The organism is Microbacterium sp. Z12_35 (assembly GCF_058310475.1).
In genome coordinates this window covers 1-22,954 of record NZ_JBZEGJ010000003.1, presented here as the reverse complement: position 1 = coordinate 22,954, position 22,954 = coordinate 1, and the positions used below count along the sequence as shown (strand labels likewise).

At 68.6% G+C, this 22,954-nt stretch carries 22 protein-coding genes and 1 tRNA gene; 14 read left to right on the top strand and 9 right to left on the bottom strand.

Going from position 1 to position 22,954, the window contains the following annotated elements; all coding sequences use genetic code 11:
• Positions 1–26 precede the first annotated feature (26 nt).
• The 7 genes from AC4FS1_RS16510 to AC4FS1_RS16480 all read left to right on the top strand — a co-directional run bounded on the left by AC4FS1_RS16510 (position 27) and on the right by AC4FS1_RS16480 (position 7,937).
• Positions 27–1,181, top strand: a complete 1,155-nt coding sequence (locus tag AC4FS1_RS16510) for a DNA polymerase III subunit delta' (protein ID WP_491156809.1) — start codon at positions 27–29, stop codon at positions 1,179–1,181.
• Positions 1,178–2,698, top strand: a complete 1,521-nt coding sequence (locus AC4FS1_RS16505; protein ID WP_491156808.1) for an alpha/beta hydrolase — start codon at positions 1,178–1,180, stop codon at positions 2,696–2,698. Before AC4FS1_RS16510 ends, AC4FS1_RS16505 begins: the two co-directional genes overlap by 4 nt.
• A 71-nt stretch (positions 2,699–2,769) precedes the next feature.
• A tRNA-Thr gene (locus tag AC4FS1_RS16500) sits at positions 2,770–2,845 on the top strand.
• Positions 2,846–2,868: 23 nt separating this feature from the next.
• A complete protein-coding gene (locus AC4FS1_RS16495) occupies positions 2,869–3,264 on the top strand; it encodes a hypothetical protein (protein ID WP_491156807.1) in 396 nt (131 codons plus the stop codon).
• 48 nt (positions 3,265–3,312) lie between these two features.
• Positions 3,313–5,607, top strand: a complete 2,295-nt coding sequence (locus AC4FS1_RS16490) for an MMPL family transporter (protein ID WP_491156806.1) — start codon at positions 3,313–3,315, stop codon at positions 5,605–5,607.
• Positions 5,608–5,720: 113 nt separating this feature from the next.
• A complete protein-coding gene (locus AC4FS1_RS16485; RefSeq protein ID WP_491156805.1) occupies positions 5,721–6,302 on the top strand; it encodes an isochorismatase family protein in 582 nt (193 codons plus the stop codon).
• A gap of 51 nt (positions 6,303–6,353) precedes the next feature.
• On the top strand, positions 6,354–7,937 hold the full coding sequence (locus AC4FS1_RS16480) for a hypothetical protein (protein ID WP_491156804.1): 1,584 nt from the start codon (positions 6,354–6,356) through the stop codon (positions 7,935–7,937).
• A gap of 5 nt (positions 7,938–7,942) precedes the next feature.
• Here AC4FS1_RS16480 and AC4FS1_RS16475 read toward each other — a convergent pair whose 3' ends face one another.
• Both AC4FS1_RS16475 and AC4FS1_RS16470 read right to left on the bottom strand, forming a co-directional pair.
• Positions 7,943–9,610, bottom strand: a complete 1,668-nt coding sequence (locus AC4FS1_RS16475) for an alpha-amylase family protein (RefSeq protein WP_491156803.1) — start codon at positions 9,608–9,610, stop codon at positions 7,943–7,945.
• Positions 9,607–10,572, bottom strand: coding sequence for a TIGR03885 family FMN-dependent LLM class oxidoreductase (locus AC4FS1_RS16470; RefSeq protein ID WP_491156802.1), 966 nt, complete (start codon positions 10,570–10,572; stop codon positions 9,607–9,609). Before AC4FS1_RS16470 ends, AC4FS1_RS16475 begins: the two co-directional genes overlap by 4 nt.
• Positions 10,573–10,676: 104 nt before the next feature.
• Here AC4FS1_RS16470 and AC4FS1_RS16465 point away from each other — a divergent pair, with 104 nt between their 5' ends.
• The gene (locus tag AC4FS1_RS16465; RefSeq protein WP_491156801.1) at positions 10,677–11,567 is read left to right on the top strand and encodes a hypothetical protein; all 891 of its coding nucleotides are present in this window, start codon (positions 10,677–10,679) and stop codon (positions 11,565–11,567) included.
• Positions 11,568–11,590: 23 nt separating this feature from the next.
• On the opposite strand, the gene AC4FS1_RS16460 is transcribed toward AC4FS1_RS16465, so the two are convergent.
• From AC4FS1_RS16460 to AC4FS1_RS16445, 4 genes are all read right to left on the bottom strand, one after another.
• Complete coding sequence (locus AC4FS1_RS16460) at positions 11,591–12,394, bottom strand: MOSC domain-containing protein (protein ID WP_491156800.1); 804 nt, start codon at positions 12,392–12,394, stop codon at positions 11,591–11,593.
• Between the two features lie 88 nt (positions 12,395–12,482).
• On the bottom strand, positions 12,483–13,304 hold the full coding sequence (locus tag AC4FS1_RS16455) for a MetQ/NlpA family ABC transporter substrate-binding protein (protein ID WP_491156799.1): 822 nt from the start codon (positions 13,302–13,304) through the stop codon (positions 12,483–12,485).
• 43 nt (positions 13,305–13,347) lie between these two features.
• Complete coding sequence (locus AC4FS1_RS16450; protein ID WP_491156798.1) at positions 13,348–14,019, bottom strand: methionine ABC transporter permease; 672 nt, start codon at positions 14,017–14,019, stop codon at positions 13,348–13,350.
• Entirely contained in the window at positions 14,016–14,795 is a 780-nt protein-coding gene (locus AC4FS1_RS16445) for a methionine ABC transporter ATP-binding protein (protein WP_491156797.1), read from the bottom strand. The genes AC4FS1_RS16450 and AC4FS1_RS16445 overlap by 4 nt, the downstream gene beginning before the upstream one ends.
• A 76-nt stretch (positions 14,796–14,871) precedes the next feature.
• On the opposite strand from AC4FS1_RS16445, the gene AC4FS1_RS16440 reads away from it, so the two are divergent.
• Complete coding sequence (locus AC4FS1_RS16440) at positions 14,872–15,288, top strand: OsmC family protein (protein ID WP_491156796.1); 417 nt, start codon at positions 14,872–14,874, stop codon at positions 15,286–15,288.
• 19 nt (positions 15,289–15,307) lie between these two features.
• Here AC4FS1_RS16440 and AC4FS1_RS16435 read toward each other — a convergent pair whose 3' ends face one another.
• A complete protein-coding gene (locus tag AC4FS1_RS16435; protein ID WP_491156795.1) occupies positions 15,308–15,700 on the bottom strand; it encodes an ester cyclase in 393 nt (130 codons plus the stop codon).
• Between the two features lie 292 nt (positions 15,701–15,992).
• On the opposite strand from AC4FS1_RS16435, the gene AC4FS1_RS16430 reads away from it, so the two are divergent.
• The gene (locus AC4FS1_RS16430) at positions 15,993–18,140 is read left to right on the top strand and encodes a heavy metal translocating P-type ATPase (RefSeq protein WP_491156794.1); all 2,148 of its coding nucleotides are present in this window, start codon (positions 15,993–15,995) and stop codon (positions 18,138–18,140) included.
• An 84-nt stretch (positions 18,141–18,224) separates the two neighbouring features.
• Entirely contained in the window at positions 18,225–18,725 is a 501-nt protein-coding gene (locus AC4FS1_RS16425; protein WP_491156793.1) for a hypothetical protein, read from the top strand.
• Positions 18,726–18,753: 28 nt separating this feature from the next.
• On the opposite strand, the gene AC4FS1_RS16420 is transcribed toward AC4FS1_RS16425, so the two are convergent.
• The gene (locus AC4FS1_RS16420; RefSeq protein WP_491156792.1) at positions 18,754–19,482 is read right to left on the bottom strand and encodes a phage baseplate assembly protein V; all 729 of its coding nucleotides are present in this window, start codon (positions 19,480–19,482) and stop codon (positions 18,754–18,756) included.
• Positions 19,483–19,535: 53 nt separating this feature from the next.
• On the opposite strand from AC4FS1_RS16420, the gene AC4FS1_RS16415 reads away from it, so the two are divergent.
• From AC4FS1_RS16415 to AC4FS1_RS16405, 3 genes are all read left to right on the top strand, one after another.
• A complete protein-coding gene (locus AC4FS1_RS16415) occupies positions 19,536–20,336 on the top strand; it encodes a lysophospholipid acyltransferase family protein (protein WP_491156791.1) in 801 nt (266 codons plus the stop codon).
• A gap of 557 nt (positions 20,337–20,893) precedes the next feature.
• Positions 20,894–21,388, top strand: coding sequence for a hypothetical protein (locus AC4FS1_RS16410; protein ID WP_491156790.1), 495 nt, complete (start codon positions 20,894–20,896; stop codon positions 21,386–21,388).
• Positions 21,389–21,573: 185 nt separating this feature from the next.
• The gene (locus AC4FS1_RS16405) at positions 21,574–22,260 is read left to right on the top strand and encodes a hypothetical protein (protein WP_491156789.1); all 687 of its coding nucleotides are present in this window, start codon (positions 21,574–21,576) and stop codon (positions 22,258–22,260) included.
• Positions 22,261–22,492: 232 nt separating this feature from the next.
• On the opposite strand, the gene AC4FS1_RS16400 is transcribed toward AC4FS1_RS16405, so the two are convergent.
• A partial coding sequence (locus AC4FS1_RS16400) for an oxygenase MpaB family protein (RefSeq protein WP_491156788.1) occupies positions 22,493–22,954 on the bottom strand: 462 nt, incomplete at its 5' end.

Below are 22,954 nucleotides of genomic sequence, written 5' to 3'. Positions count from 1 at the left end.
CGGTGGCCGCGGATAGGCTGGAGCGCATGCCCGCCCTCTCCACCGTCGCCGTCCCGTGGGACGCCGTGTGGGGACAGGATGAGGCGGTCCAGGCGCTTCGCGCCGCGGCCGAAGATCCCGCGCAGATGACCCACGCGTGGCTGCTCGTCGGCCCGCCCGGCTCGGGACGCTCGACCCTTGCCCGCGCCTTCGCGGCCGCTCTCATCGCCGAGCCCGGGGACGACGCCGCCGTGCAGCAGGTGCTGGCGGGCACCCACCCCGACCTCACTGCGCTCCGCACCGAGCAGGTGGTCATCCGCATCGACGAGGCTCGACGCCTGGTGGAGCGGGCGTACTTCGCCCCTTCGCTCGGGCGTCATCGCGTGATCGTGGTCGAAGACGCCGACCGGATGACCGAGCGCACCTCGAACGTGCTGCTCAAGGCGCTGGAAGAACCGCCCGAGCACACCGTGTGGGTGCTCTGCGCGCCCAGCGACGCCGACCTGCTTCCCACGATCCGCTCGCGCGTGCGGGTGCTGCGTCTGCGGGAACCGGAGGTCGCCGACGTCGCGGCGCTCATCGCCCAGCGGACGGGGGTGCCGCTCGATGTCGCCGAGCAGTCGGCCCGGCACGCCCAGCGGCACATCGGGATGGCGCAGCGTCTGGCCACGGATGCGGACGCGCGGGCTCGGCGGGCGGAGACCGTCGAAGCGGTCCTCCGGGTGCGAGGCGTCGGAGACGCGGTCGACGTTGCCGGGCACGTGGTGCGCGTCGCCACCGAGGATGCGAAGGCTCTCTCCGCACAGCGCGACGAGGAGGAGCGCGCGGCCCTGCTGCGCACGATGGGCGTCGCGCCGGGAGCGCCCGTGCCCGCGGCGGTCCGCAGCCAGCTGACGGGGCTCGAAGACGACCAGAAGCGACGTGCCACACGCAGCCTTCGCGATGGCATCGACCGCGTGCTCACCGACCTGCAGTCGCTGTATCGCGACGTGGTGGTGATGCAGTTCGGCCGCGACGGCGATCTCATCAACCGGGAGTACGAGGCCGAGCTGCGGGCCATCGCCGCGGACTGGACCCCCGAGCGGACGCTCGGAGTCCTCGACCGCATCGCCGAGACCCGCCGCAACCTGCCACAGAACGTCGCCCCGCTTCTCGCGCTGGAGAGCATGCTGATCACGGTCGCCACGGGGACCACCCCGTGACGCGCGTCCGGCGGACGATCGCCCTCACGGTGGCGGTCGCATTCGCCGCCGTGTTGTCCGGCTGCTTCCTCGCCCCCACCCCCATCCCCACCCGGTCACCGGACACCAGCGGTGTGGCAGCCGAACTCGTGCCGTACTACGGCCAAGAGCTCGACTGGAACCGTTGCGAGGGCGACCGCTTCGACTGCACCACCGTGCGAGCGCCCCGAGACTGGGCAGACCCCGCCGCCGGCGACCTGGAGCTCGCCGTCATCCGTCAGCGCGCCACCGGCGGTGACCCCCTCGGGTCGCTCCTCACCAACCCGGGCGGACCAGGCGTCAGCGGGTACGACTACGTGCGCAACGCGGCATCCGCGCTGGCCACCCCGGAGGTCGCCGCCGCGTACGACCTCGTCGGCTTCGACCCCCGCGGGGTTGCCCGATCCACACCCGTGACCTGCCTCGATGACGCCGAGATGGATGACTTCCTCTACGGCATCCCCGCGGGCAGGCGCGGCACGCCGGAGTGGGACGAAAGCCTGGGGGAGAAGGCCGAGGCCTTCGCCGACGCGTGCGAGGAGAACAGCGACGGGATCCTGCCGTACATCTCCACGGCGAACGCGGCGCGCGACCTGGACCTGCTGCGCGCCGTGCTCGGAGACCCCGCGCTGAACTACCTCGGCTACTCGTGGGGAACGGCGCTCGGCGCTGCCTACGCTGAATTCTTCCCCGACCGCGTCGGACGCATGGTCCTCGACGGCGCGGTGGATCCGTCCCTTCCCGGGTCGATCATCGGAGCCGAGCAGGCCGTGGGCTTCGAAGAGAGCCTGCGCGCCTTCTTCGCCGACTGCGCGCGGCAGGACGACTGCCCCTACGCCGGCACCGTCGATGACATGCTCGCCGACCTCGGTGCCCTCCTCGCCCGCGTGGACCGCTCGCCCGTGCCCGGCGCCGACGGCCGGCAGCTCGGCGCCGATACGCTGCTGACCGGGATCATCCAGAGCCTGTACACGCCCGGCAGCTGGGCCTGGCTGCGTCTCAGCCTGAGCGAGCTCGAAGACGGCGACCCCACCTCGATCTTCACGGCCGCCGACGCGTACAACGGCCGGGCCGACGGAGCCTACCCCGACAACCTCACCGACGCGTTCACCGCGTACAACTGCATGGACTACCCGGTGGAGACGGCCGAGTCGGAGCAGGCCGCCGAAGACCTGGTCCGCAGCCAGGCGCCCACGACAGCGGACTACTGGTTCGGCGCGGATGTCTGCGAGTTCTGGCCGGCGGAGCCCACGGGAACACGCGAGCCCGTCACCGCGGCCGGGGCGGCTCCGATTCTCGTCATCGGTACGACAGGTGACCCGGCGACCCCCTACGCGTGGGCGGTGTCTCTCGCGGGGCAGCTGGCCTCCGGCATCCTCGTCACTCGCGTGGGCGAGGGCCACACGGGGTACACCGAGGGCAACAGCTGCGTGGACGAGATCGTGGACACCTATCTGCTGGACGGCGTTGCGCCCACCGGCGACGTCCGCTGCGAGTGATCGGGTGCGTGTTCGCGGCACCGGCAGCAAGCAGGTAGGATCGATGATCGTGCAACGCGCGAGCGAAGCGCGCCACCTTAGCTCAGTCGGCAGAGCGATTCACTCGTAATGAATAGGTCAAGGGTTCGATTCCCTTAGGTGGCTCCACTACCCCCGACCGGAGTGGGCCCATGACGAACCCGATCGAGGCGATCGTCGAGATCCTCAGCTGGGTGTGCCTGGGTGCGGGGGTCCTCGTCGCCGGTGCGGCGTTCATCGCCTACCTCGTGGACGGCACGTGGATGCCCGTCCGGGGGTTCGTCGAACACGAGCCCGACGGCCTCGTCGTCCGATGGATCGGCGACGATGACGCGGTGAATGAGGCGCCGCTGTCTGAGGCGGTGTGGCACGAGCTCGGCGGGAAGGACACCGTCGAGATGTTCGCCCGGCAAGGCCTCCGCAACCGGATGCGCGCGACGCGGCGGTCGGGTGCGGTGCGGGGGCTCGCGCTCCTGGCGACGATCCTGCTCGGCGTCGGAGCACTGTTGCTGATCGTCTCGGGCATCCTGCTCTTCGTCCCCGAGTGACCGAGCGGCCGGATGGCGCCGAACCAGGTAGCTAGATAAGCTAGCGATATGTCTGCGTCGCACCGCACCTCCTCCCGCCCGGCTCGCTGGCTCCGCATCCTCCTTCCCAGCGTGCTCGTGCTGGTGTGGCTGGTGGGCGGATCGATCGGTGGACCGTACTTCGGCAAGGTCAGCGAGGTGGCCACGAACGATCAGTCGAGCTTCCTCCCCGAATCGGCGGATGCGACGCAGGTCAGCGAGCGGCTTCCCGACTTCCTGGGCGAGGGCACCATCCCGGCCGTGGTCGTCGTGGAAGGCGAGGGCGAACTCACCGCGGACCAACTCGCCGACATCCAGACCCTGGCCGACGACCTCGCGACCGTGGAGGGTGTCCAGGATGGGATCTCCCCGCCTCTCCCGAGTGAGGACGGACAGGCGGTGCAGATCTTCGTGCCGCTGGACAGCTCGGGGGAGGTGAGCGACGCCGTCTCCGAGCTCCGCGACGTGGTCTCCGGCGACCTGCCCGAGGGAGTGGAGGCGTGGGTCACCGGCCCCGCCGGGTTCACCGCCGACCTCACGAACGGCTTCCTGGGGATCGACGGGCTGCTGCTTCTCGTCGCGCTCGGGGCCGTGTTCGTGATCCTGATCATCGTCTACCGTTCGCCGCTGCTCCCGATCCTCGTGCTGTTGACGTCGCTGTTCGCGCTCTGCGTCGCGCTGCTCACGGTGTGGTGGCTCGCCAAGGCAGAGGTGTTCGTCCTCAACGGGCAGGTGCAGGGCATCCTGTTCATCCTGGTGATCGGTGCCGCCACCGACTACGCCCTGTTGTACGTCGCCCGATTCCGAGAGGCGACCGCCAACGGTCTGCCCCGGTGGGACGCCATGGTGCGGGCGTGGCGGGGCGCGTTCGAGCCGATCCTCGCTTCGGGTGGCACGGTCATCGCCGGCCTCCTCTGCCTGCTCCTCTCCGACTTGGCCAGCAACCGGGCCCTAGGGCCCATCGCCTCGATCGGCATCGTCTTCTCGATGCTGTCGGCGCTGACGTTCCTGCCGGCGCTGCTCGCGCTTGTGGGTCGCGCAGCCTTCTGGCCGTTCATCCCGAAGAAGCCCGACGCCGAGGTCTCCGACGATCTCTCGCAGCCCGTGCGCGGCGTGTGGGCACGGCTGGCCCGTTTCGTCAGCCGGCATGCCCGGCCGGTGTGGATCGTCAGCACCCTCGTCCTCCTCGTCGGATGCGTGGGAGTCACTCAGCTGAAGGCGGAGGGCGTGCCGACGAGCGAATTCGTCCTCGGCGCCTCCGAGTCGCGCGACGGCCAGGCGCAGCTGGCGGAGCACTTCCCGGCCGGCTCCGGCAGCCCCACGTACGTTCTCGTGGGCGAGGATGACGCCGCCGACGCGCTCGCGATCATCGAAGACACCGACGGCGTCGACAGTGCCTCCGTGATCGTGGAGGATTCCGCCACCGGCCAGGCGCCGGTCGCGCTCGAGAGCGGCGAGCTCGTGGTCACCGCCATCGGTCCGCCCGGAACGCCCGCCCCGACCCCGACCGTTTCCGACGGCGACCTGCTGTTCGCGGTCACCCTGGCGGACGCGGCCGACTCCGACGACGCCGAAACCACCGTCCGCGATCTCCGTGCGAGCCTCGACAGCGAGTTCGGGGAGGGAGCAGTCCTCGTGGGCGGGGAGACGGCCATCGACGTCGACACCAACGACACCTCGATCCGTGACCGCACCGTCATCATCCCGGTCATCCTCGTCGTGGTGCTGATCATCCTCATGCTGCTTCTGCGGGCGATCCTCGCGCCGGTGCTGCTGATCCTCAGCACCGTGCTGTCGTTCGGAACCGCCCTGGGCGTGAGTGCGCTGGTGTTCAACCACGTCTTCCACTTCCCGGGGGCGGACCCTGCCGTGCCGTTGTACGGGTTCGTGTTCCTCGTCGCGCTGGGCATCGACTACAACATCTTCCTGATGTCCCGCGTGCGGGAGGAGTCTCTGCAGCACGGCACGCGCTCGGGCATCAGGCGAGGCCTGATCTCTACGGGCGGCGTCATCACCTCGGCCGGTCTCGTCCTGGCCGCCACGTTCGCCGCCCTCGGGGTCATCCCCATCCTGTTCCTCGCTCAGATCGCGTTCATCGTGGCGTTCGGGGTGCTGCTGGACACCTTCGTGGTCCGCTCCCTCCTCGTGCCGGCGCTCGGCATCGACATCGGGCGCGCGATCTGGTGGCCGTCGAAGAAGCTCTGGCGTGAGGGCCCGGAGACCCGCCAGGCTGCCGGGACTGCTCCGGCCGCCCCTCTCCCCGGACCTAACTCAGGCTCGATCCCCGCGCAGGCCCCGACACGCCGGTCGCTGCGGCGCCGGTGACGCGCTCGGCCTGAGTACGGTCCGGCGCCGCGCGGCGCCCCGCACCCCACCCCACCGCGCCCCGGCGCCCCCGTCCGGCGCCGGGGACCGCCCAGGCGTCGTACGCTCGAATCATGAGTAAGGCGCTGTTCATCGTCGACGTCCAGAACGACTTCACCGAGCGCGGTGCGCTGGGAGTGGAGGGTGGGGATGCGGTGGCCGAACGCATCTCGCGATTCCTCGAGGGGCACGCCGACGACTATGCGATCGTCGTGGCCTCGCGAGACTGGCACGACGGCGACAACGACAACGGCGGGCACTTCTCCGACACCCCCGACTTCATCGACACGTGGCCGGTGCACTGCGTCGCCGGGACGTACGGGGCCGATTACGACGAGGTCTTCGACACCTCGCGGGTGACCCACCACCTGAAGAAGGGTCAGGGCAAACCGGCCTACTCGCTGTTCGAGGGTGTGTCGGATGACGGCGCCACGGCGACGCAGCTGCTCGACGAGCACGGCATCCGCGATATCGATCTCGTGGGGATCGCGACGGACTACTGCGTCCGCGCGTCGACCCTGGATGCGCTCGCGGCCGGGCGACGGGTCCGGGTGTTCACCGACCTCGTCGCCGGCGTGCATCCCGACTCCAGCGCGGCCGCGCTCGCCGAGGTCTCCGCGGCGGGAGCGGAACTGACGGAGTCCCCGAAGGCGTGAGCCGCTGAGTCACCCCGACTCGCCTCCCGCCGGCGATAGGGTGCATCGACGATGGGCGAGCGGATGACGGCGGAGCAGCACGGGGCGACACGCTCCGCCCGCCGGCGCCCCCTTCCTGACGTCGCCGTCGAGCTGGCGGGATGGACCGCCGCTCTGGTCCTCAGCCTCATCGTGGTGGCGGTGGTCGCCTCGGTCAGCGACGAACTCCTCTTCACCGACGGCGATTCGGTGATCGTCCCGCTGATCGTGCGGTCGATCGCCCTCGGGCAACCCCAGGACTGGGCGATGTCGCCCGTCCTCTTCCTGCCCGAGACGCTGGGGTACGGAATGCTCTCGCTGCTCGGGTGGGGGATGCGCGCGACGCTCGTTCTCAACGCGGTCGTGAACATCCTTGCGCTCTACGGGGTGCTGCGCCTGGTGGCCGGCCGCCGTCGCCCCGGGTCGACGCCTGTCGCCGGCGCGCTCGCCGCGCTCGCGGTCTTCGCGGTGCTGGCGCTGCTCGAAGGCGCCGCAACCCGGGATGGCGCGCAGTTCGCCACGATGCTGGCGACGACGTCGTACTACTCGGCAACGGTGATCGCGACGCTCGCCGTCATCGGCGTGGTGCGGCGCGCTCTCGATCGCGGGTCGCCTCGGCCGTGGATGCCGGCCGCGGTGCTGGCGAGCGTGGCGGCCGTGTCGGTGCTGACGAATCCGCTGTTCGCGGCATGGGTGTCCGTGCCGGTCGTGGGGATGCTGGGGATCCTGGCTCTCGCGCGACGCCTACCCGCCGCACCCTCTGCGTACCTCGGCGGGGGGCTCGTGGTCGGCAGCGGTCTCGGGTACGTGCTGCGCGGCCTGTTCTCGGCCTCGATCGTCGCCGACAGCGGCAACTACTTTCGTCCGGATCGCTGGCTCTTCTCGGTGGAGCGTTACGGCGGTCTCGTCGGCGGCATCGCCGCCACTCCGAACGGCATCGCGTGGCTGCTGGCGATCCTCGCCATGTGGGTCGGCGCACTGCTGCTGTTGCGGTCGGCGTGGCGCTCGCGGGATGCGGCGCTCGCGGCGGTGGCCGGAATCGGGGCCGCCTGGCCTCCGCTTCTCACCGTCGGTGCGATCCTCCTTGGCACCGACGCGGTGCGGTACCTCCAGCCGTGGATGTACCTGCCGCTCGCGGCCGTCGCCGCTGGCGCCGCCTCCCCGGTGTGGCGCCCCCGCATCTCGCCGCGAGCGCGCCATGCGGTCGCGGCCACCGGCGCGGTCGTGGCGGTGGCCGCGGGCGTTGTGGCGATCCCGGGGGTCGTCGCCGCCGCATCCCGCACCGATGCCGACCTCGTGTGCGTCGTCGAGTGGGTCGAGGATTCCGGACGCACCGGGGCGGGCCAGTTCTGGGCGGTGCGCGCGCCGAAGGCGAATCTCGGCAACCCGGCCCGGCTCATCCAGGTGGATCACACGTTGCGCGTCTACACCTGGCTCACCAACCGCACCGATGCCGCGGCCGCGGAGGTCACCTTCCTCGTGCAGGACGCGAGCACCTACCCGTTCGACCTGCCGGACGGGTTCTCGATCGACCAGGCGCAGGCGATCGGATGCGGTCGCTACACGATCCTCGATTTCGGGAACCGCGCGCTGCCGCTGGGTCCGCCGCGGAACTGAACGCCTCAGGTCACCCGGCCATCACCGGGCCGTGAGACCCGCAGCCAGCGATATCCGTACGCCGCGATCTCCAGTTCCACCTCGCCGCGCGCCCCGAGCGGGAGCCGGTCGGAGTCGAAGAGGTCGACGAGGGTCGTGCCCTCCGGCTCATCCGCCAGAGCGAACGCCACCATCGCCGGAGTGTCGGCGAAGTTGTGCACCGCGACCATCCGTCCGACATCGGCGCGCAGCGAGTGGACCAGAACACCCGGCGCGTCGTGCTCCATCAGCTCGAACGTGCCCCAACCCAGCTCGGGCGAGATGCGGTAGCGGGAGGTGAGATCACGGAAGAAGTGCAGCAGCGATGCGCGATCCTCGATCTGGTCGGCGACATTGATATGCGCCGGGGCGTATCCGTCTCCGGGCGGGGCCGCCACGATGCGCGCAGGGGCGGCGGGGGAGAACCCGCCGTTGCGGTCGGACGACCACTGCATCGGTGTGCGCACAGCGTGGCGCTTGTCGAGTTCGGCGTTCTCACCCATGCCGATCTCCTCGCCGTAGAAGATCACGGGCGTCCCGGGGAGGGTGAAGAGCAGGCTGTAGGCCATGCGGATGCGGCGGGGATCGCCGCCGAGCATCGTCGGCAGGCGTTTGGTGATCCCGCGCCCGTAGACGCGCTGGCGTTCGTCGGGGGCGAAAGCGTCGAACACCTCCTGACGTTCATCGTCGCTCAGCTGGTCGAGGGTGAGTTCGTCGTGGTTGCGGAGGAAGTTCGCCCACTGGGCTTCCACGGGCAGCGCGGGCCGGGAGGAGAGCGCGGCCGCCAGGGGTGCGGGATCCCCCCGGACGAGCGACAGGTAGAAGGCCTGCATTCCGGTGAAGTCGAACTGCATCGTCAGTTCCTGGCCGTCGTTGCCCAGGCCGAAGTACGCCACCTGCTGTTCGTACGGCAGGTTCACTTCGCCCAGGAGCACCGCCTCACTCGAGCGTCGCTGCAGGAACCGGCGGATGTCGCGGAGCATGTCATGCGGATCACCCATCTCCTCGCCCTCGGGAACTTCGAGGAAGAACGGCACGGCGTCGACGCGGAACCCGGTGATCCCCAGCTGCAGCCAGAATCCGATCGTCTTGGCGATCTCGTCCCGGACGGCGGGATTCGCGATGTTCAGATCCGGCTGGTGGGGGTAGAAGCTGTGCAGGTACCACTCGCCCGACTTCTCGTCCTTCGTCCACAGTCCGCCGGCTTCGCCCGGGAACACCGGATTCGTCTGCCCTTTCGGTGGGGCATCGCTGCGCCACACGTAGTACTCCCGGTACGGGGACGACGTGCTGCGCTTGGCTGCCTGGAACCACGGATGGCGGTCGGAGGTGTGGTTGACGACGAGATCGACGATCACCCGCATCCCGCGGTCGCGGGCGGTGCGGATGACCTCGACGAGGTCACCGTGTGTGCCCAGGCGCGAGTCCACGCCGTAGAAGTCGGTGACGTCGTATCCGTCGTCGCGGTCGGGAGTCGGGTAGAAGGGCATGAGCCAGAGGCACGTGACCCCGAGCTGGGCGAGGTAGTCGATGCGGGAGGCGAGGCCCTGCAGGTCTCCGATGCCGTCGCCGTCGGAGTCCAGGAACGTCTCCACGTCGAGGCAGTAGATGATCGCCGACTTCCACCACAGGTCGCTCGTGTCGGTGATCCTCACAGCAGCTCCCGCAGGCGGGGGAGGAGCCGCGTCTCCGCCGCGTGCAGGAAGGCGGATTGATCCTTTCCGACGTGGTGAAGGTAAACGCGGTCGAACCCGATGCGGGCGTGCTCGGCGATCCGGTCGGCGAGTTCGTCGAGGTCGGCCGAGATGAACACCGCCTCACGCAGCGCGTCCTCGTCCGGATCGCCGGCGGCGGCGTCGAACTGTTCGGGCTGCTCGATGTTCCAGGTCGCCGGCGGCGACACCACGCCGTTGCTCCACTGATCCCGCGCGATCGCGAGGGCTTCCGCATCCGTCTCCGCGAAACTGAGATGCACCTGGAGGATGCGGGGGCCCCTGCCGCCGGCCGAGCCATATGCCGAGACGACCTCGCGCAGCGCGTCGGGCGCTTGCAAGACCGTGGCGAGGCCGTCGGCCCAGGATGCGGCCCACCCGGCGGTCTCCGGGCTCACCGCGGTGGCGAAGAGGGGTGGTGGAACTTCCGGAAGGGTCCACAGCCGCGCCTCGTGGACGCGGACGAGTCCGTCGTGGTCGACCATCTCGCCGTTCAAGAGCCGCCGGATCACCGACACGCTCTCCGCGAGCCGCTCGTTGCGCTCGTGTTTGGGTGGCCACGGCTGCCCCGTGACGTGCTCGTTCATCGCCTCGCCGCTGCCGAGCGCCGCCCAGAAACGGCCCGGGAACATCTCCTCCAGCGTCGCGTAGGCCTGCGCGACCACCACCGGGTGGTATCGCTGGCCGGGGGCGTTGACGAACCCGATCGAGAAGCGGGTGCGTGCGAGCGCCGCACCCAGCCAGCTCAGGGCGAAGCCCGACTCGCCCTGCCGCACGCCCCACGGCGCGATGTGATCCGAGCACATGGCGCCGTCGAATCCGGCCGCTTCGGCGGCGATGACGTCTTCGAGCAGTCGACTGGGGGGAATCTGTTCATGCGAGGCGTGGAATCCGATAAAGACCATGAATCGAGTCTTGCGGGACGGTCGGCCCGAAGGGAACGCGTTGCCCCGCGCGCTTGTGTGCGATATCGGGCATATTGGGCTGGTCCCCTGTGATACTGAGTCCCATGAGACCACCCCACCTGATCGCCGCAGGGATGATCATCATCGCCGCGCTGGCAACTCCGACATCCGCGATGGCCGCCCCCGCCCCGCCGCCGGTTGACTTCCTCACTGAGGGCGAGGTGGAGTTGCACACCGCCACCGAGAGCGACGAGGACTTCGATCCCGGCACGGTGTATTGGGAGGTGCAGCTCCAGTGGAGCGACGGGACCTACCCGTATGTCGCCACGTGGGAGCGTTCTGAGGGTTCGTGGGCGTCGGAGGACGAGGCGAAAGCGCATTTCGCCGACGCCGGCATAATCGACGCGATCACCGCGAGTCGTCAGTGCGAGAGATCCCGCATTCAGGAGATCGCCGCGGGAACGTCCTCATACAACGAGTTCCATGCACTGTCGGGGGACCCCGGCGAGGAATGGACAATCGCCCCTGAAACCTGGGAGGAGATCGAAGAGGCGTGCGGCTACGAGCTTCAGGAAGAGTGGGAATGGGCGTGGGAGCACACCCCGTCGGTGCACGACGAGGAGGGGACCGGGATCGTGACCGTACGGATCCCGATCGATGTGCTCGGGCCTGGCGAGCACGAGTTGTTCGCCACGCCCTACGGGTTCGTCTACGAGCCCTCCTCTGAGCTCGATGAACTCTGCCGCGTGCACACGTGGCCAAACGGCTACTGGGTGAGTCGGGCGTGCCGGTTTGAGTGGCTGGGGTCGGCGACGACCACGGTGATCGTGCCCGAGCCGCCGAGCGCTGCCCCGACGGACGCTCCGGCGGACGCGCAGGAGTCATCGGCCGGTCTGTCTGCGACGCCCCTGCTGGTGGGCGCCGGAGTCGGTCTCGTGGTTGTGGTCGGCGTGGTCGTCCTCATCGTCCTGATGCGGCGTCGCACCCGGTCTTAGGCCGCGAAACCGGGGCTGCCGGCTCACCGCGTGCTGTCGAGGGTGATCGCATCACCGACGCGGACAGTGCCGCCGCCTTCGAGGGGGAGCAGCAGGATCCCGAGGGTCGGCTCCGCCTGGTCGAACTGCGTTGTGAGGATGCGGAGGAGGCGAGCGTCGCGCTCGCCGGTGTCGGGGTTGGCCATGATGGCCGCGCAGCGTCCGATGGGTCGCTGCACCTCGAACCGCACCTCGCCGATGCGCACATGCCCGGCCCAGCCGAGCTCCTCCCACGGGGCCGTCCCATCGATCACGATGTTGGAGCGGAACCGGCGGTCATCGATGGGGGCGGGCACCGCCGCATCCACCGCCGCCACGGACGCCGTGCCATGCAGCGACACGAAGCCGCGGGGACGGTCCTGGAACCGCGAGGTCATCCCGTCGCCGACCAGCCGAAGGGGCAGGATGCTGTCGCCTGTCAGCCGCGCTCCGTCCGGAGTCCCGGCGAGGAGTGACGTGACGGCGTCCTCGAGCTCCCGCCGCCCCTCGGGCGTGAGGTCGGCTTCGGCGAGGACGCGGTCGCCGACCGAGATGCGCACGCGACGAGCGTCGTCGTCGTAGTGCAGCCGGAGGAGCGCGAGGGAGGGGAACTCCATCAACGAGAGGCCGCGGTTTTTCGGCCAGTAGTCCAGACCGTCGCGCTGCTCGGGCTCGAAGGCGTCCGCGAAGCGGAAGGCGAGCACGCGGTCACCGGCCACCCGCCCGTCCGCTTGCGCCGAGAGGTCATTCCGCGGCTCCGGGGTGAAACCCTTCACCGGGTATCGGTAGAGTGCGGCGACGGAAGGCACGCCCCATCCTTTCACCGCGTGCGACGGGCGACGCGGCTGCGCCGAGTCGGGGAGCCCGGCGGGCGCGCGCCCCGCCGGGCTCCCTTCCTCAGAACGCGACCTCGATCGTCTCGTTCGACTCGATCACGTCGCGGACCGCATCGCTCGTGAACGCCTTCATCAGCGCGGCGGTCGCTTCGGAATCGGCATCTTCTTCGCGGACCACGAGGTGGAGCGCGAAGGTGTCGTCGAGCTCGGTGATGAGCCCGTCGTCCTGCGGGGTGAGCCCGAGGGCGGCGATGTGTGACGGCCACTGGAAGACGAGGTCGGCTTCGTCGTAGGCCGCGTTGAGCGAGCTGATCGGCACCTGCAGGAACTCGACCTCCTTCGGGTTCTCGACGACGTCCTCCACGGTCGCCTCGTACGGATCCACCGCGGGGTCGAGCGTGATGATGCCCTCCGCGGCCAAGAGCTTGAGCGCGCGTCCGGTGTTGGAGGGGTCATCCGGGATCGCCACCGTGGCTCCCGACGGCAGGTCGGCGATGTCGGCGAGCGTCTTGGAATAGAACGCGATGACGAAGTTGTAGACCGGCTGCACCCCCACAAGCGACCCGTCGTTGCCGGCGTTGAACGACTCCATGTAGGGCACGTGCTGCGAGAAGTTCGCGTCCACGTCGCCGTCGTTCAGGATCGTGTTGGCCGTGATGTAGTCGGAGACCTCGACGAGCTCGATTTCGTAGCCATCCTCGATGGCCTCCGCCGCCGCCTCCACGACATCCGTCATCGGCGAGGTGACCGCGGCGACCTGGATCGTCACCGGAGCGCTCTCGTCGCCCGCGCCCGCGCCCTCGTCTGCACCGCCGGCGCAGCCGGCGAGGACCAGCACTGCCCCCAGTGCCGCTGCGACGATGCTGATTCGAGACGATCTCATGTGTTCCTTCTTTCCTGTGGTGGCCGGGTACGCGAGCCGAGGATCAACGGTGATCCAGCCGCACAGAGGTGCGCTGGCCGATCGCCTGGATGGCGAGGACGCACGCGATGATGATGACGATGGTGATGTACATGAGGGCGTCGTTGTACTCCTGATAGCCGTAGCGCATCGCGAAGTCGCCGATGCCGCCGCCGCCGACCACACCGAGGACGGTGGAGTACGACAACAGGCTGATCGCGGCTGACGTCAGGGCGTAGACGAGCCCTGATCGCGCCTCGGGCAGCAGGACCCGGAACACCGCCCGCGGCAGCGTCGCGCCCATGGCCAGGGCGACGCGGGAGACGCCGGGCGGGATCTCGCGGAGGATCTGCTCGACCAGGCGCGCATAGATCGCCACGGCCACGAAGCACAGCGGCAGCGTCGCTGCTTGCGTGCCGAAGCTCGTGCCGACCACGAGTCGTGTGAACGGAATGAGGAAGACGACGAGGAGGAGGAACGGGAAGGAGCGGACGATGTTGATGTACATGTTGGCCGCCGACCAGATGGGCCGGTTCTCGGCGATGCCGCCGCGCCGGGTGAGGAAGACGACCATCCCCAGCGGCAGCCCGATGAGGACGGCCGCGAGGAGCGAGACCACCAGCATGTAACCGGTCTCGCCCAGGGCCTCCAGGATCTCGTCGCCGTACTCGGAGAGAAGTTCGCCGACCCCGTTCACGGCATCAGCTCGCGCTTGACCTGCTCGTGATAGGTCGGCAGAGTGCGGTAGTCGGTCTTGGCAACCTGGAACAGCTCGATCAGTCGCCCCTGTTCCAGCAGCGCCGCCCGGTCGCAGATCGCCTTGACGACATCGAGGTCGTGCGTGATGACGACCACGGTGGTGCCGAGCTTGTCGCGAGCATCCGACAGCACCCGCAGGACGTCGGACGTCGTCGATGCATCCAATGAGGACGTCGGCTCGTCGCAGAGGAGGAGCGCGGGGCGAGCCACGAGCGCCCGGGCGAGCCCCACGCGCTGCTGTTCGCCGCCGCTGAGCTGCGCTGGGAAGTGGTCGGCCCGGTGCGACAGCCCGACGAACGCGAGGATCTCGTCGACGGCCTGGTTCTCCTCGGCGCGGGTGAGAACGGGGCCGCCCTGCCCCCGGGCGAGCTGCAGCGGCAGCGTGACATTGGACCGCACCGTGCGGTTGCTCAGCAGGTGGACACCCTGGAACAGCACCCCGATGCCCTGCCGGAGCTGGCGCAGCCCGCGGCGGTGGAGCGCCGTGACGTCGACGCCCTGCACCATGAGGGATCCGGAGGTCGGGGTGACCAGCCCGTTGATGAGCTCCAGGAGGGTGGTCTTGCCGGCGCCGCTCTCCCCGATGACCCCGAAGATCTCTCCTTGGCGGATGCTGAGCGTGATTCCATCCAGCGCGGGGCGGGCGTCGGAGCTCGCGTCGTGGCGCTTGGTGATGTCCTGGAACTCCACGATCGCGCTGGGGGGAGAGACCATCGCGTCGCGTCGTCCTTTCATGCCCGGCAGCCACCCGGTTCGGAGTTTCTGTATCGGATCCAATTATAGTTGTCTTGTGAGTGCGAGGTATCGGACGGCCGCTGTCAATCGCGATGGCGGGAATGGTGTCAGCAGTGTGGTCGGTGGGCTCGAGGTGGCGGTCTCCTCACCGCTGGCGGCGGAGGTCGACCCCACGGCGTCGAACCCCGAGCAGCTCCTCGCGCTGGCCTGGGTCACCTGCTTGAATGCCACCGCGCAGGCGGTGGTGGCGCGGCAGCGGCGCACAGCGGTGCGTGTGGAGGTCGAACTCCACCCGGCGTCCTCCGGGTCGGGGTACGAGTTCCATGTCGACGCCTACCTCTCGGCGGACGGCGCCTCGATCGAGGAGACCGCGGACATCCTCACTGCTGCCCACGCGCGGTGCCCGGTGTCGAAGCTGCTGGCCGCCTCATCCACGGTCCACGTGCATCCTGAGGTCTACGGCGAGGGCTGACGCGCGTGGGCGGCGGTCTCTAGCCCTGGAGCTGGCCGAGCAGCTTGTGAACGTCGATCAGGCCGGAGAACTCGGTGATCCGCCCCTCCGCGACGCGATACATGGCGAATTCCGCGACGTTCACGTGCCGGCGAGTCGGAGCGATGCCCCGGAAGGTTCCGAGGTGCGTGCCGCTTCCGCGGAGGTGTGCGGCGAGGCGGTCGTCCTCGACGATGAGTTGGATGCGGCGCCACCGCCAGTCCGGAAATGCGGAGAAGAGGTCGGCTAAGGCAGCGACCCACGCGTCTGCGCCGCCCGGGAGGTGCGCACGCCGGACTGACGAATCGACGAAGGTGCGGATCGCGTCCAGGTCGTGCCGGTTGCAGGCGTCGAGGTAGTCGCCGAACCACTCACGCATCTGCCACGGCTCCACCGTCTCATTATCCGTGGGATTCGACGGGCGGGTCTGGGCGATCCCGCCGACGACAGCGACGAGAGCCCGGCGCCGTGCGCACAAGAAGCGAAGGACGCGGTCTTCGTCCTACTTCTGAACAACGAGCTTCTGGGGAATGCGATCAGTGTCGTATCCGCTAAATACCCTAGGGGGGTATGGTACGCGTGTGAATCGATCGGTACCTCCGCGCTGAGGCGGCCGTAGAAGAGGCCGGATAGACCCTGGCCGACAGCACGTGTGAGCGTCCCCGCACGCAACGAAGGAGGCTCTGATGAGCCAGCACGATCACTCCCCGAACCCGGCGGACCGCAACGCGCATGCTGGCGCAGCGACGGCCATGGCGCACGATCACGGGGCGACGGGCCACCCCGGTCACGACGATGCCCAGATGCCGGCAGCGGGGCACTCCGGGCACGGGCATTCCGACCATGGCGGTCACGCTGGTCACGGCGATCACGTGGCCCGGTTCCGCCGACTGTTCTGGATCATGCTGGTCCTCGCGGTCCCCGTCGTCGGGTTCTCCATGATGTTCTCGATGCTGATCGGCTACCCGTTGCCGGACGCCGCATGGGTCGGATGGGTCTCCCCGGTCCTGGGCACGGTCATGTACGTGTGGGGTGGTGCCCCGTTCCTGACCGGTGCCATCAGCGAGCTTCGCGCCCGCACACCCGGGATGATGCTGCTGATCGCCCTCGCGATCACGGTCGCGTTCGTCGCCTCCTGGGGTGCGAGTCTCGGGCTCCTGCACCACGAATTGGACTTCTGGTGGGAGCTGGCGCTGCTGATCGTCATCATGCTCCTGGGCCACTGGATCGAGATGCGCTCCCTCGCCCAAACCACCTCCGCGCTGGACTCCCTCGCCGCCCTCCTGCCGGATGAGGCGGAAAAGGTCAGCGGCGACACCACCGTCACCGTCGCACCCGCCGACCTGCAGGTCGGTGACGTCGTGGTTGTCCGCCCCGGTGGGCGGGTGCCCGCGGACGGTCGGGTCGTGCAGGGCTCGGCCAGCATGGACGAGTCCATGATCACCGGAGAGTCCCGCCCGGTGCCCCGCAGCGACGGCGACCCGGTCATCGCCGGGACCGTCGCCACCGACTCCGGGGTCCGGGTGGAGATCACCGCGGTCGGTGAGGGCACCGCCCTCGCCGGCATCCAGAAGCTCGTCACCGAAGCGCAGAACTCTTCCTCCCGCGTACAGCGACTCGCGGACCGCGCCGCCGGTTGGCTGTTCTGGTTCGCGCTCGGCGCCGCCGCCGTCACCGCCATCGTGTGGACTGTCGTGGGGCTACCCGATACTGCTATCGCGCGCACCATCACGGTGCTGGTGATCGCGTGCCCGCACGCACTCGGGTTGGCGATCCCGCTGGTGGTGTCCATCGCCACCGAACGCGCCGCCCGCGCCGGCGTGCTCGTCAAGGACCGGCTGGCGCTGGAGAGCATGCGGACCGTGGACACGGTCCTGTTCGACAAGACCGGCACACTCACCAAGGGCGCCCCCGCAGTGACCGCCATCGACCCCATCGACGGCACCGACCCCGACGAGCTGCTCGCTCTGGCAGCCGCCGCCGAGACCGACTCCGAGCATCCCCTGGCCCGTGCCATCGTCAACGCCGCCCGCGAGAAGCAGCTCACCATCCCTCGCGCCACCGACTTCGAGTCTTCCCCCGCGGTCGGCGTCCGCGCCCTCGTGGACGGGCGCACCGTGCGGGTCGGCGGTCCGTACCTGCTCGAGCAGGAGGGGGTGAACGAGCTGCCCGTCGCGGACGAGTGGCGCGGAGAAGGCGCGATCATCCTGCACGTTCTGGTCGACGGGACGGTGGCGGGTGCGTTGCGGCTCGCGGACGAGATCCGCCCTGAATCACGAGAGGCCGTGACCGCGTTGCAGGGACGGGGCATGCAGGTGGTCATGATCACGGGGGACGCGGAAGCGGTTGCCGCGTCCGTGGCTGCCGAGCTCGGCATCGACCGGTACTTCGCCGGGGTCCGCCCCGAGGACAAGGCTTCCAAGGTCAAGCAGCTCCAGAGCGAAGGCCGGAAGGTCGCGATGGTCGGCGACGGGGTGAACGACGCCCCCGCCCTCGCCCAGGCGGATGTCGGTATCGCGATCGGCGCCGGCACCGACGTTGCGATCGCCTCCGCCGGGGTGATTCTTGCCAGCGACGACCCCCGGTCGGTGGTCTCGGTGATCGAGCTGTCCCGGGCGAGCTACCGAAAGATGACGCAGAACCTGTGGTGGGCCGCGGGCTACAACCTCATCTCTGTACCGCTCGCGGCGGGGGTGCTCGCCCCGATCGGATTCGTGCTGCCGATGTCGGTGGGCGCGATCCTCATGTCGCTGTCCACGATCGTGGTCGCCCTCAACGCCCAACTGCTGCGGCGACTGGACCTCCGCCCGGACGTCCTCATCGGTCGCCGCTGAGCGCGTGCCCTCCCGTGGGAGGACGAGGGAGGTGACAGCTGCGATTGTCCGGTCGGATGAAGGGCGCGGCGCTAGGCTCCGGTCATGATCGGGTTCTCTGCCGGGGTCCCGGCGAGTCGCACCGTTCTGGCGGCGTGCGCCCTCGCAGTCACCGCGGTGATCGCCGGGTGCGCTCCGGCAGAGCCCGCCGCCTCGACGCCCGAAACCACAACTCCGGCCATCGCCGCTTCCCCCGCCGCGACCACTTCGACCGTGACGGATGTCGAAACGTGCGAGGCGTTCACTGACGTCTCGACCATCCTCCAGAACGCGGGGGTGGCCCTTTACGAGGGGCGCATGTCACAGAAGGAGTACGACGGCTGGATGCGACTCGCAACGCGGGTCCTCGACCGGGTTCCCACTCGGGGCGAGGGCGCCGTCAGCGAAGCCATCGCAGCGCTGAAAAGGGAAAACCCTCCCATTCCCTCGGGAACGTACGGCGCAACCAGCCTCGGCAACCCGGGGCCGAACACAGGCTCCTCTCCTGTCGACGCCTGTGAGGCAGCCGGCTATCAGCTCTTCGCTGAGGGTTTCACGGGCGGATAGCGCCTTGACGAACATCCAGGTCAGGTTGTCACGCAGCCGATCTCGCATGGTTTCCCAGGTTCCGCCATCCCAGTCGGGAGAAGGGATCGCGGCGGCATGAAGCGAGTAGCCCCGCGGGGCTCGAACCCTTTTCCGTGCGGCCGGGAGGGGCAAAACCCGCGTGACTACGCCCGAAGTGGGCTCTGACTTCGCTCGCCTGCTCTGGCGTGAGCAGCCACCGCTGATTTGGACGATGGTCTGGGTAGCGTTCGCGAAGGAAGCGCCGCACTCTTCGCCCTGGACGTTCGCCATCTTCGTGGCCGAGCTCCGCGGCAAGCTCGACCGGCGTGATAGAGCCGACGGATGGCAGCAGCCCAAGCACGACGGGATAGCCGAAGTCGTCATCCTCGAAGGCCACCCACACGGCTGCACCTATGGGAGTCGGCGCGGCAGGCGGGGGAGCGCCCAGTGGGAGAACCGGTGAAGCCCACGACAAGGCGTCGCCGCTCACGGATGGGACCAGGACCTGAAGCCGTCCTCGGAGCGCCGGATCCACAATGTTGATGACCGTTCCCCTATGAATCGACACCGCGCCAGCGTACGCGCACGGCCGCAGGCACGGAGCGAATCGGATCGTTGGTCGGACGGTGCGGAGCGTTACGGTGTGTCGCGTATCCCATGAGGGCCGCTTCGGGAAGGGGCAACGCGATATCCAGCTCGGGGCGGTAACGATGACGTATGGACACGATTGACGACGCCGACCCTTCCGTCGATTCATCAGAGCGGCACGTTGTTCCGTCTCCTCCGGAGCGGATTCGAAAGGCTCGGTCGATGGCGCGCGTGCCGGGCGCGAGGCGCCGCTTCGAGCCCGTCTATTCGTCCGCAGTCGCTGTAGGACGATTCTTCTTCGGCGGAATTCTTCAACTGCGGCCGACCGTTTCAGGGGCGGAGCGGATCCCTTCATCGGGTGCGGCCGTGTTGGCGATCACGCATTTCGGCTACATGGACTTCGCGTTGGTCGAGTGGGTCGCCTGGTTACGAACGCGGCGTCGGATCCGGTTCATGGTGACGAGGCGGGCGGCCGACAAACCCGTCATCGGCTCGCTTCTGCGCCAGATGCGGCACATTCCCGTGGAGATGGGAGCCGGTCGCGACGCGTACGCACACGCGGTCCGCGCCCTGCAAGATGGCGAGCTTGTCGGAGTATTCCCGGAGGCGGGAGTGAGCGCGTCGTTCACCGTGCGTGAACTCAAGACCGGCGCGGTGCGTATGGCCGCTGCCGCCGGTGTAACCGTGATCCCCGTCGTGGTCTGGGGTGGGCAGCTATTGCGAACCAAGAATCATCGAGCGCGGGTCCGGGAGGCCTTCAAAGCGCCGATCCGCGTCTCGGTGGGCGTCCCCATCGAGGTTGAGCCGTCGGACGATGCCGCGGAGAAGACAGCTGAGCTTCGTTCGCACCTGCAGGCCCTTCTCGAGGACGCACAGAGGACTTATCCGATGTCGGGGGCGGGCCAGTGGTGGCAACCAGCCCATCTCGGCGGCTCTGCACCCACCCCCGCCGCCGCCGCAGTCGCAGAAGCGGAGCGCCAGCGGCGAAGGTTGGCTGACCGCGGAGAGAGAACCAGCGACTGAGCCCTGACCATTTCGGCGAGAAGTGAAACCCCGCGATCCCAGTCCGGAGAGGGGATCGCGGCGGCATGAAGCGAGTGGGCCCCGTGGGGCTCGAACCCGCCTCAGACCCTTTTCGGGGTCGCGACGAAGGCCAAAATGCCGCGTGATTCCGCCTTTGTCGGGCTGTCAGCGATTTCCCAGGGTTGCTCTAATTTCAGCCGGATGTTGTCATTTTGTTGTCACGCGGCATCGCCGTCGACCTCCGCGTATGCCAGAGTTGCTCGCCCCGTCGTCACGTTCAGGCGATGCCGGGGAGCAGCCACCGCCCCGCACGTGAGTCCACACCGAGGGTACCCGTCCCGCTTCGACGGTTCCCGGCGGCGCCCTCACCGCGAGTGTCGCCGTCGGTCGCAGCCAGAGAGATGGTCGCGCTGACGTCAGACCGGATGCCCTGCAAACCCGGCGGCTGCGGAAGTTCACCTCTGCACCCTTGCCCGATTGCCGATCCGATACGCACGCTGCCCGTTAGCGGATCCGTCTACGGGCCCCGCGTCGAACCGGTAACGATCGTCGATCGCATGATGGAACTGGTCAACTATGAGGGCATGCCCCTCGCCCGCCGCGCTGCGATCGCTGCCACTTTGTTCGTCGCAGGGTCCGTGATGACCGGGTGCGTGCAGTCGCACGGATGTCCAGGGTGGGCTGGCTACGAAACGCCCGAAGACGCGTCGGACGCCGCGGATGCCGTCGCCGTGGGACATGTTGACGAGCTTGTGTCTACGGTGCAGCTGTACGGCGCAACCGCGAACGTCTGGTCCTTCGAAGTGGACGACTGGCTCACAGGACGCGGACCAGATCGCATCGAGATACTGTCTCCGCCGTCAGCATGCGGCCAGAGCGACGACCCGTACTTCGGCGTTGATCCGTTCCAGTCCGCGAGGGATCACGCGACCTCTGTTGCGTTTCTTAGTGGTCACGATGGCGAGTGGATGGCGATCAATCCGAGCCAAGGGGTGATTGAGGTATCCGGGAATCTCGAGTTGCCTGCAGCCTGGCCCCGGCCTGCAGACTGACTCGCGCGATCGCACGCTGGCCATCCCTGACCGGGCACCGAACGTTAGCGGAACGTCGCGCACGCCGTAGCAAAGGTGACCGTGGATCTACAGGGGCATGGTAGCTTCACGTAGCTCCGCCCATCGGGAGCCCAAATAGGCGGCCGACCGTCGGACTGCACCGATAAATCGAACGAGGAACCGACATGGTTGAGCAGATCCCGCCACTATCTCTGCCTGAGACGGGCGGTGGCGACGTAGCGGAGGTGCTCGTCGCTGGCGCGCTCAGTCTGGTTCCTGGCGTCGGTGGCTGGCTTTCGTCGGGTGTCCAGAAGGTCTTTGCCCAGCAGGAGCAGCAGCGAGTCTATGCATACCTCAATGAGATAACGGAGGTTGTCAACGCACTCATCGAAGATCGCGACGATCTCTCGCCGGAGCGACTTGCCGAGACGCCGGAGTTCTACGATGCGGCTGCGAAAGCGGTGCGCATCGCCTCGATGACCTCATCGCAGGAGAAGCATCGAATGCTTCAGAATGCGCTCTTCAATATTGGCCTGGCTAACGCAAACGACGTTGGAGCTGACCTCCGCTCAGTGTTCTTGCGATGTATTGACGATCTCACTGACACGCATGTTCGCATGCTCCGCGCGTTCGCGCAGCAAGGGGGCGTGTACATGGATATTGAGAATCTTGCGCCAATCGCGGACGGAGAGGCCGAAGCTCACCTTTTCGCCGCTGACCTCCAGGTGCGCGGCCTGATCGAGGAGCGACCGATTTTCACGCGTCAGCCTGGCGGCAGCATGGCTGTGTTCGCTGACGCTGTGAAGGGTGGCAGTCGGATCTCGGCGCTTGGTACCGAGTTCCTGCGCTTCATCGCGGGCCCTTTCGGGTAACAGCACCCAGTCCCTGCTTCGCCAGATGAGGACCTCCGCAACCGGGGCGCCAGCGACGCCAGGCTTAAGGGAGATCGCAGATCGTTAGCGCGGGCCGTAAACCGCGGAATTCGGTGCGAGGCGCTCGATCTCTTGTGAGGTCGTCAAACGGACGCTCCCTGTACGCTGTGATGCCGCGTGGCGTGGTTCCTTGATGGGGAGCGGGGCGATTCAATGCCCGGGGAGCGAAGCCTCACTCTGTGGGATGGGCCGCGGCTTGTTGGTGCGCGAGGCGGCGATGCCGCTCTCGAGCGAAATCCTGTGCGCGGGGGCCGGCGCCGAGCGCGCGCTGCGATACCGCGAGCACGATGCGAGTCGCCGTCACGACGGGCAGGACAGTGCGACGCACACCGAGGATTTTGCGGTACGGCCGCGGCAGGCTCGCGACAGCGGCGGCGAACAGCACGCGATAGGCAAGTCGCATCGAGCCGGTGAAGGGCACGTCACGCAAGAACCGCACGACCTCGTCCACGCGCTCGTCGCGGCGGAGCTCTCCACGGTCGAGGAACCCCCGCAGCCTCTCCCTCAGGTCGGCCTCCGTCTCGGGCGGATTCTCCACATGCATGAGACGCCCAGCCGTCGCCCACTCGCGCACGTATCCGTCGGCACCTCCAGGAATCGGACCGCCCCACCGCTCGTGCGCGCCCAGAAACGC

Bases quoted from the DNA above. Each gene is read 5' to 3' on its own strand.
- AC4FS1_RS16420 (WP_491156792.1), bottom strand. From the start codon at position 19,482: ATGAATCGACGGAAGGGTCGGCGTCGTCAATCGTGTCCATACGTCATC.
- AC4FS1_RS16430 (WP_491156794.1), top strand. From the start codon at position 15,993: ATGAGCCAGCACGATCACTCCCCGAACCCGGCGGACCGCAACGCGCAT.
- AC4FS1_RS16465 (WP_491156801.1), top strand. From the start codon at position 10,677: ATGAGACCACCCCACCTGATCGCCGCAGGGATGATCATCATCGCCGCG.
- AC4FS1_RS16480 (WP_491156804.1), top strand. From the start codon at position 6,354: ATGGGCGAGCGGATGACGGCGGAGCAGCACGGGGCGACACGCTCCGCC.
- AC4FS1_RS16485 (WP_491156805.1), top strand. From the start codon at position 5,721: ATGAGTAAGGCGCTGTTCATCGTCGACGTCCAGAACGACTTCACCGAG.
- AC4FS1_RS16495 (WP_491156807.1), top strand. From the start codon at position 2,869: ATGACGAACCCGATCGAGGCGATCGTCGAGATCCTCAGCTGGGTGTGC.
- AC4FS1_RS16470 (WP_491156802.1), bottom strand. From the start codon at position 10,572: ATGGTCTTTATCGGATTCCACGCCTCGCATGAACAGATTCCCCCCAGT.
- AC4FS1_RS16490 (WP_491156806.1), top strand. From the start codon at position 3,313: ATGTCTGCGTCGCACCGCACCTCCTCCCGCCCGGCTCGCTGGCTCCGC.
- AC4FS1_RS16445 (WP_491156797.1), bottom strand. From the start codon at position 14,795: ATGGTCTCTCCCCCCAGCGCGATCGTGGAGTTCCAGGACATCACCAAG.
- AC4FS1_RS16405 (WP_491156789.1), top strand. From the start codon at position 21,574: ATGGTTGAGCAGATCCCGCCACTATCTCTGCCTGAGACGGGCGGTGGC.
- AC4FS1_RS16455 (WP_491156799.1), bottom strand. From the start codon at position 13,304: ATGAGATCGTCTCGAATCAGCATCGTCGCAGCGGCACTGGGGGCAGTG.
- AC4FS1_RS16415 (WP_491156791.1), top strand. From the start codon at position 19,536: ATGGCGCGCGTGCCGGGCGCGAGGCGCCGCTTCGAGCCCGTCTATTCG.
- AC4FS1_RS16410 (WP_491156790.1), top strand. From the start codon at position 20,894: ATGATGGAACTGGTCAACTATGAGGGCATGCCCCTCGCCCGCCGCGCT.
- AC4FS1_RS16425 (WP_491156793.1), top strand. From the start codon at position 18,225: ATGATCGGGTTCTCTGCCGGGGTCCCGGCGAGTCGCACCGTTCTGGCG.
- AC4FS1_RS16510 (WP_491156809.1), top strand. From the start codon at position 27: ATGCCCGCCCTCTCCACCGTCGCCGTCCCGTGGGACGCCGTGTGGGGA.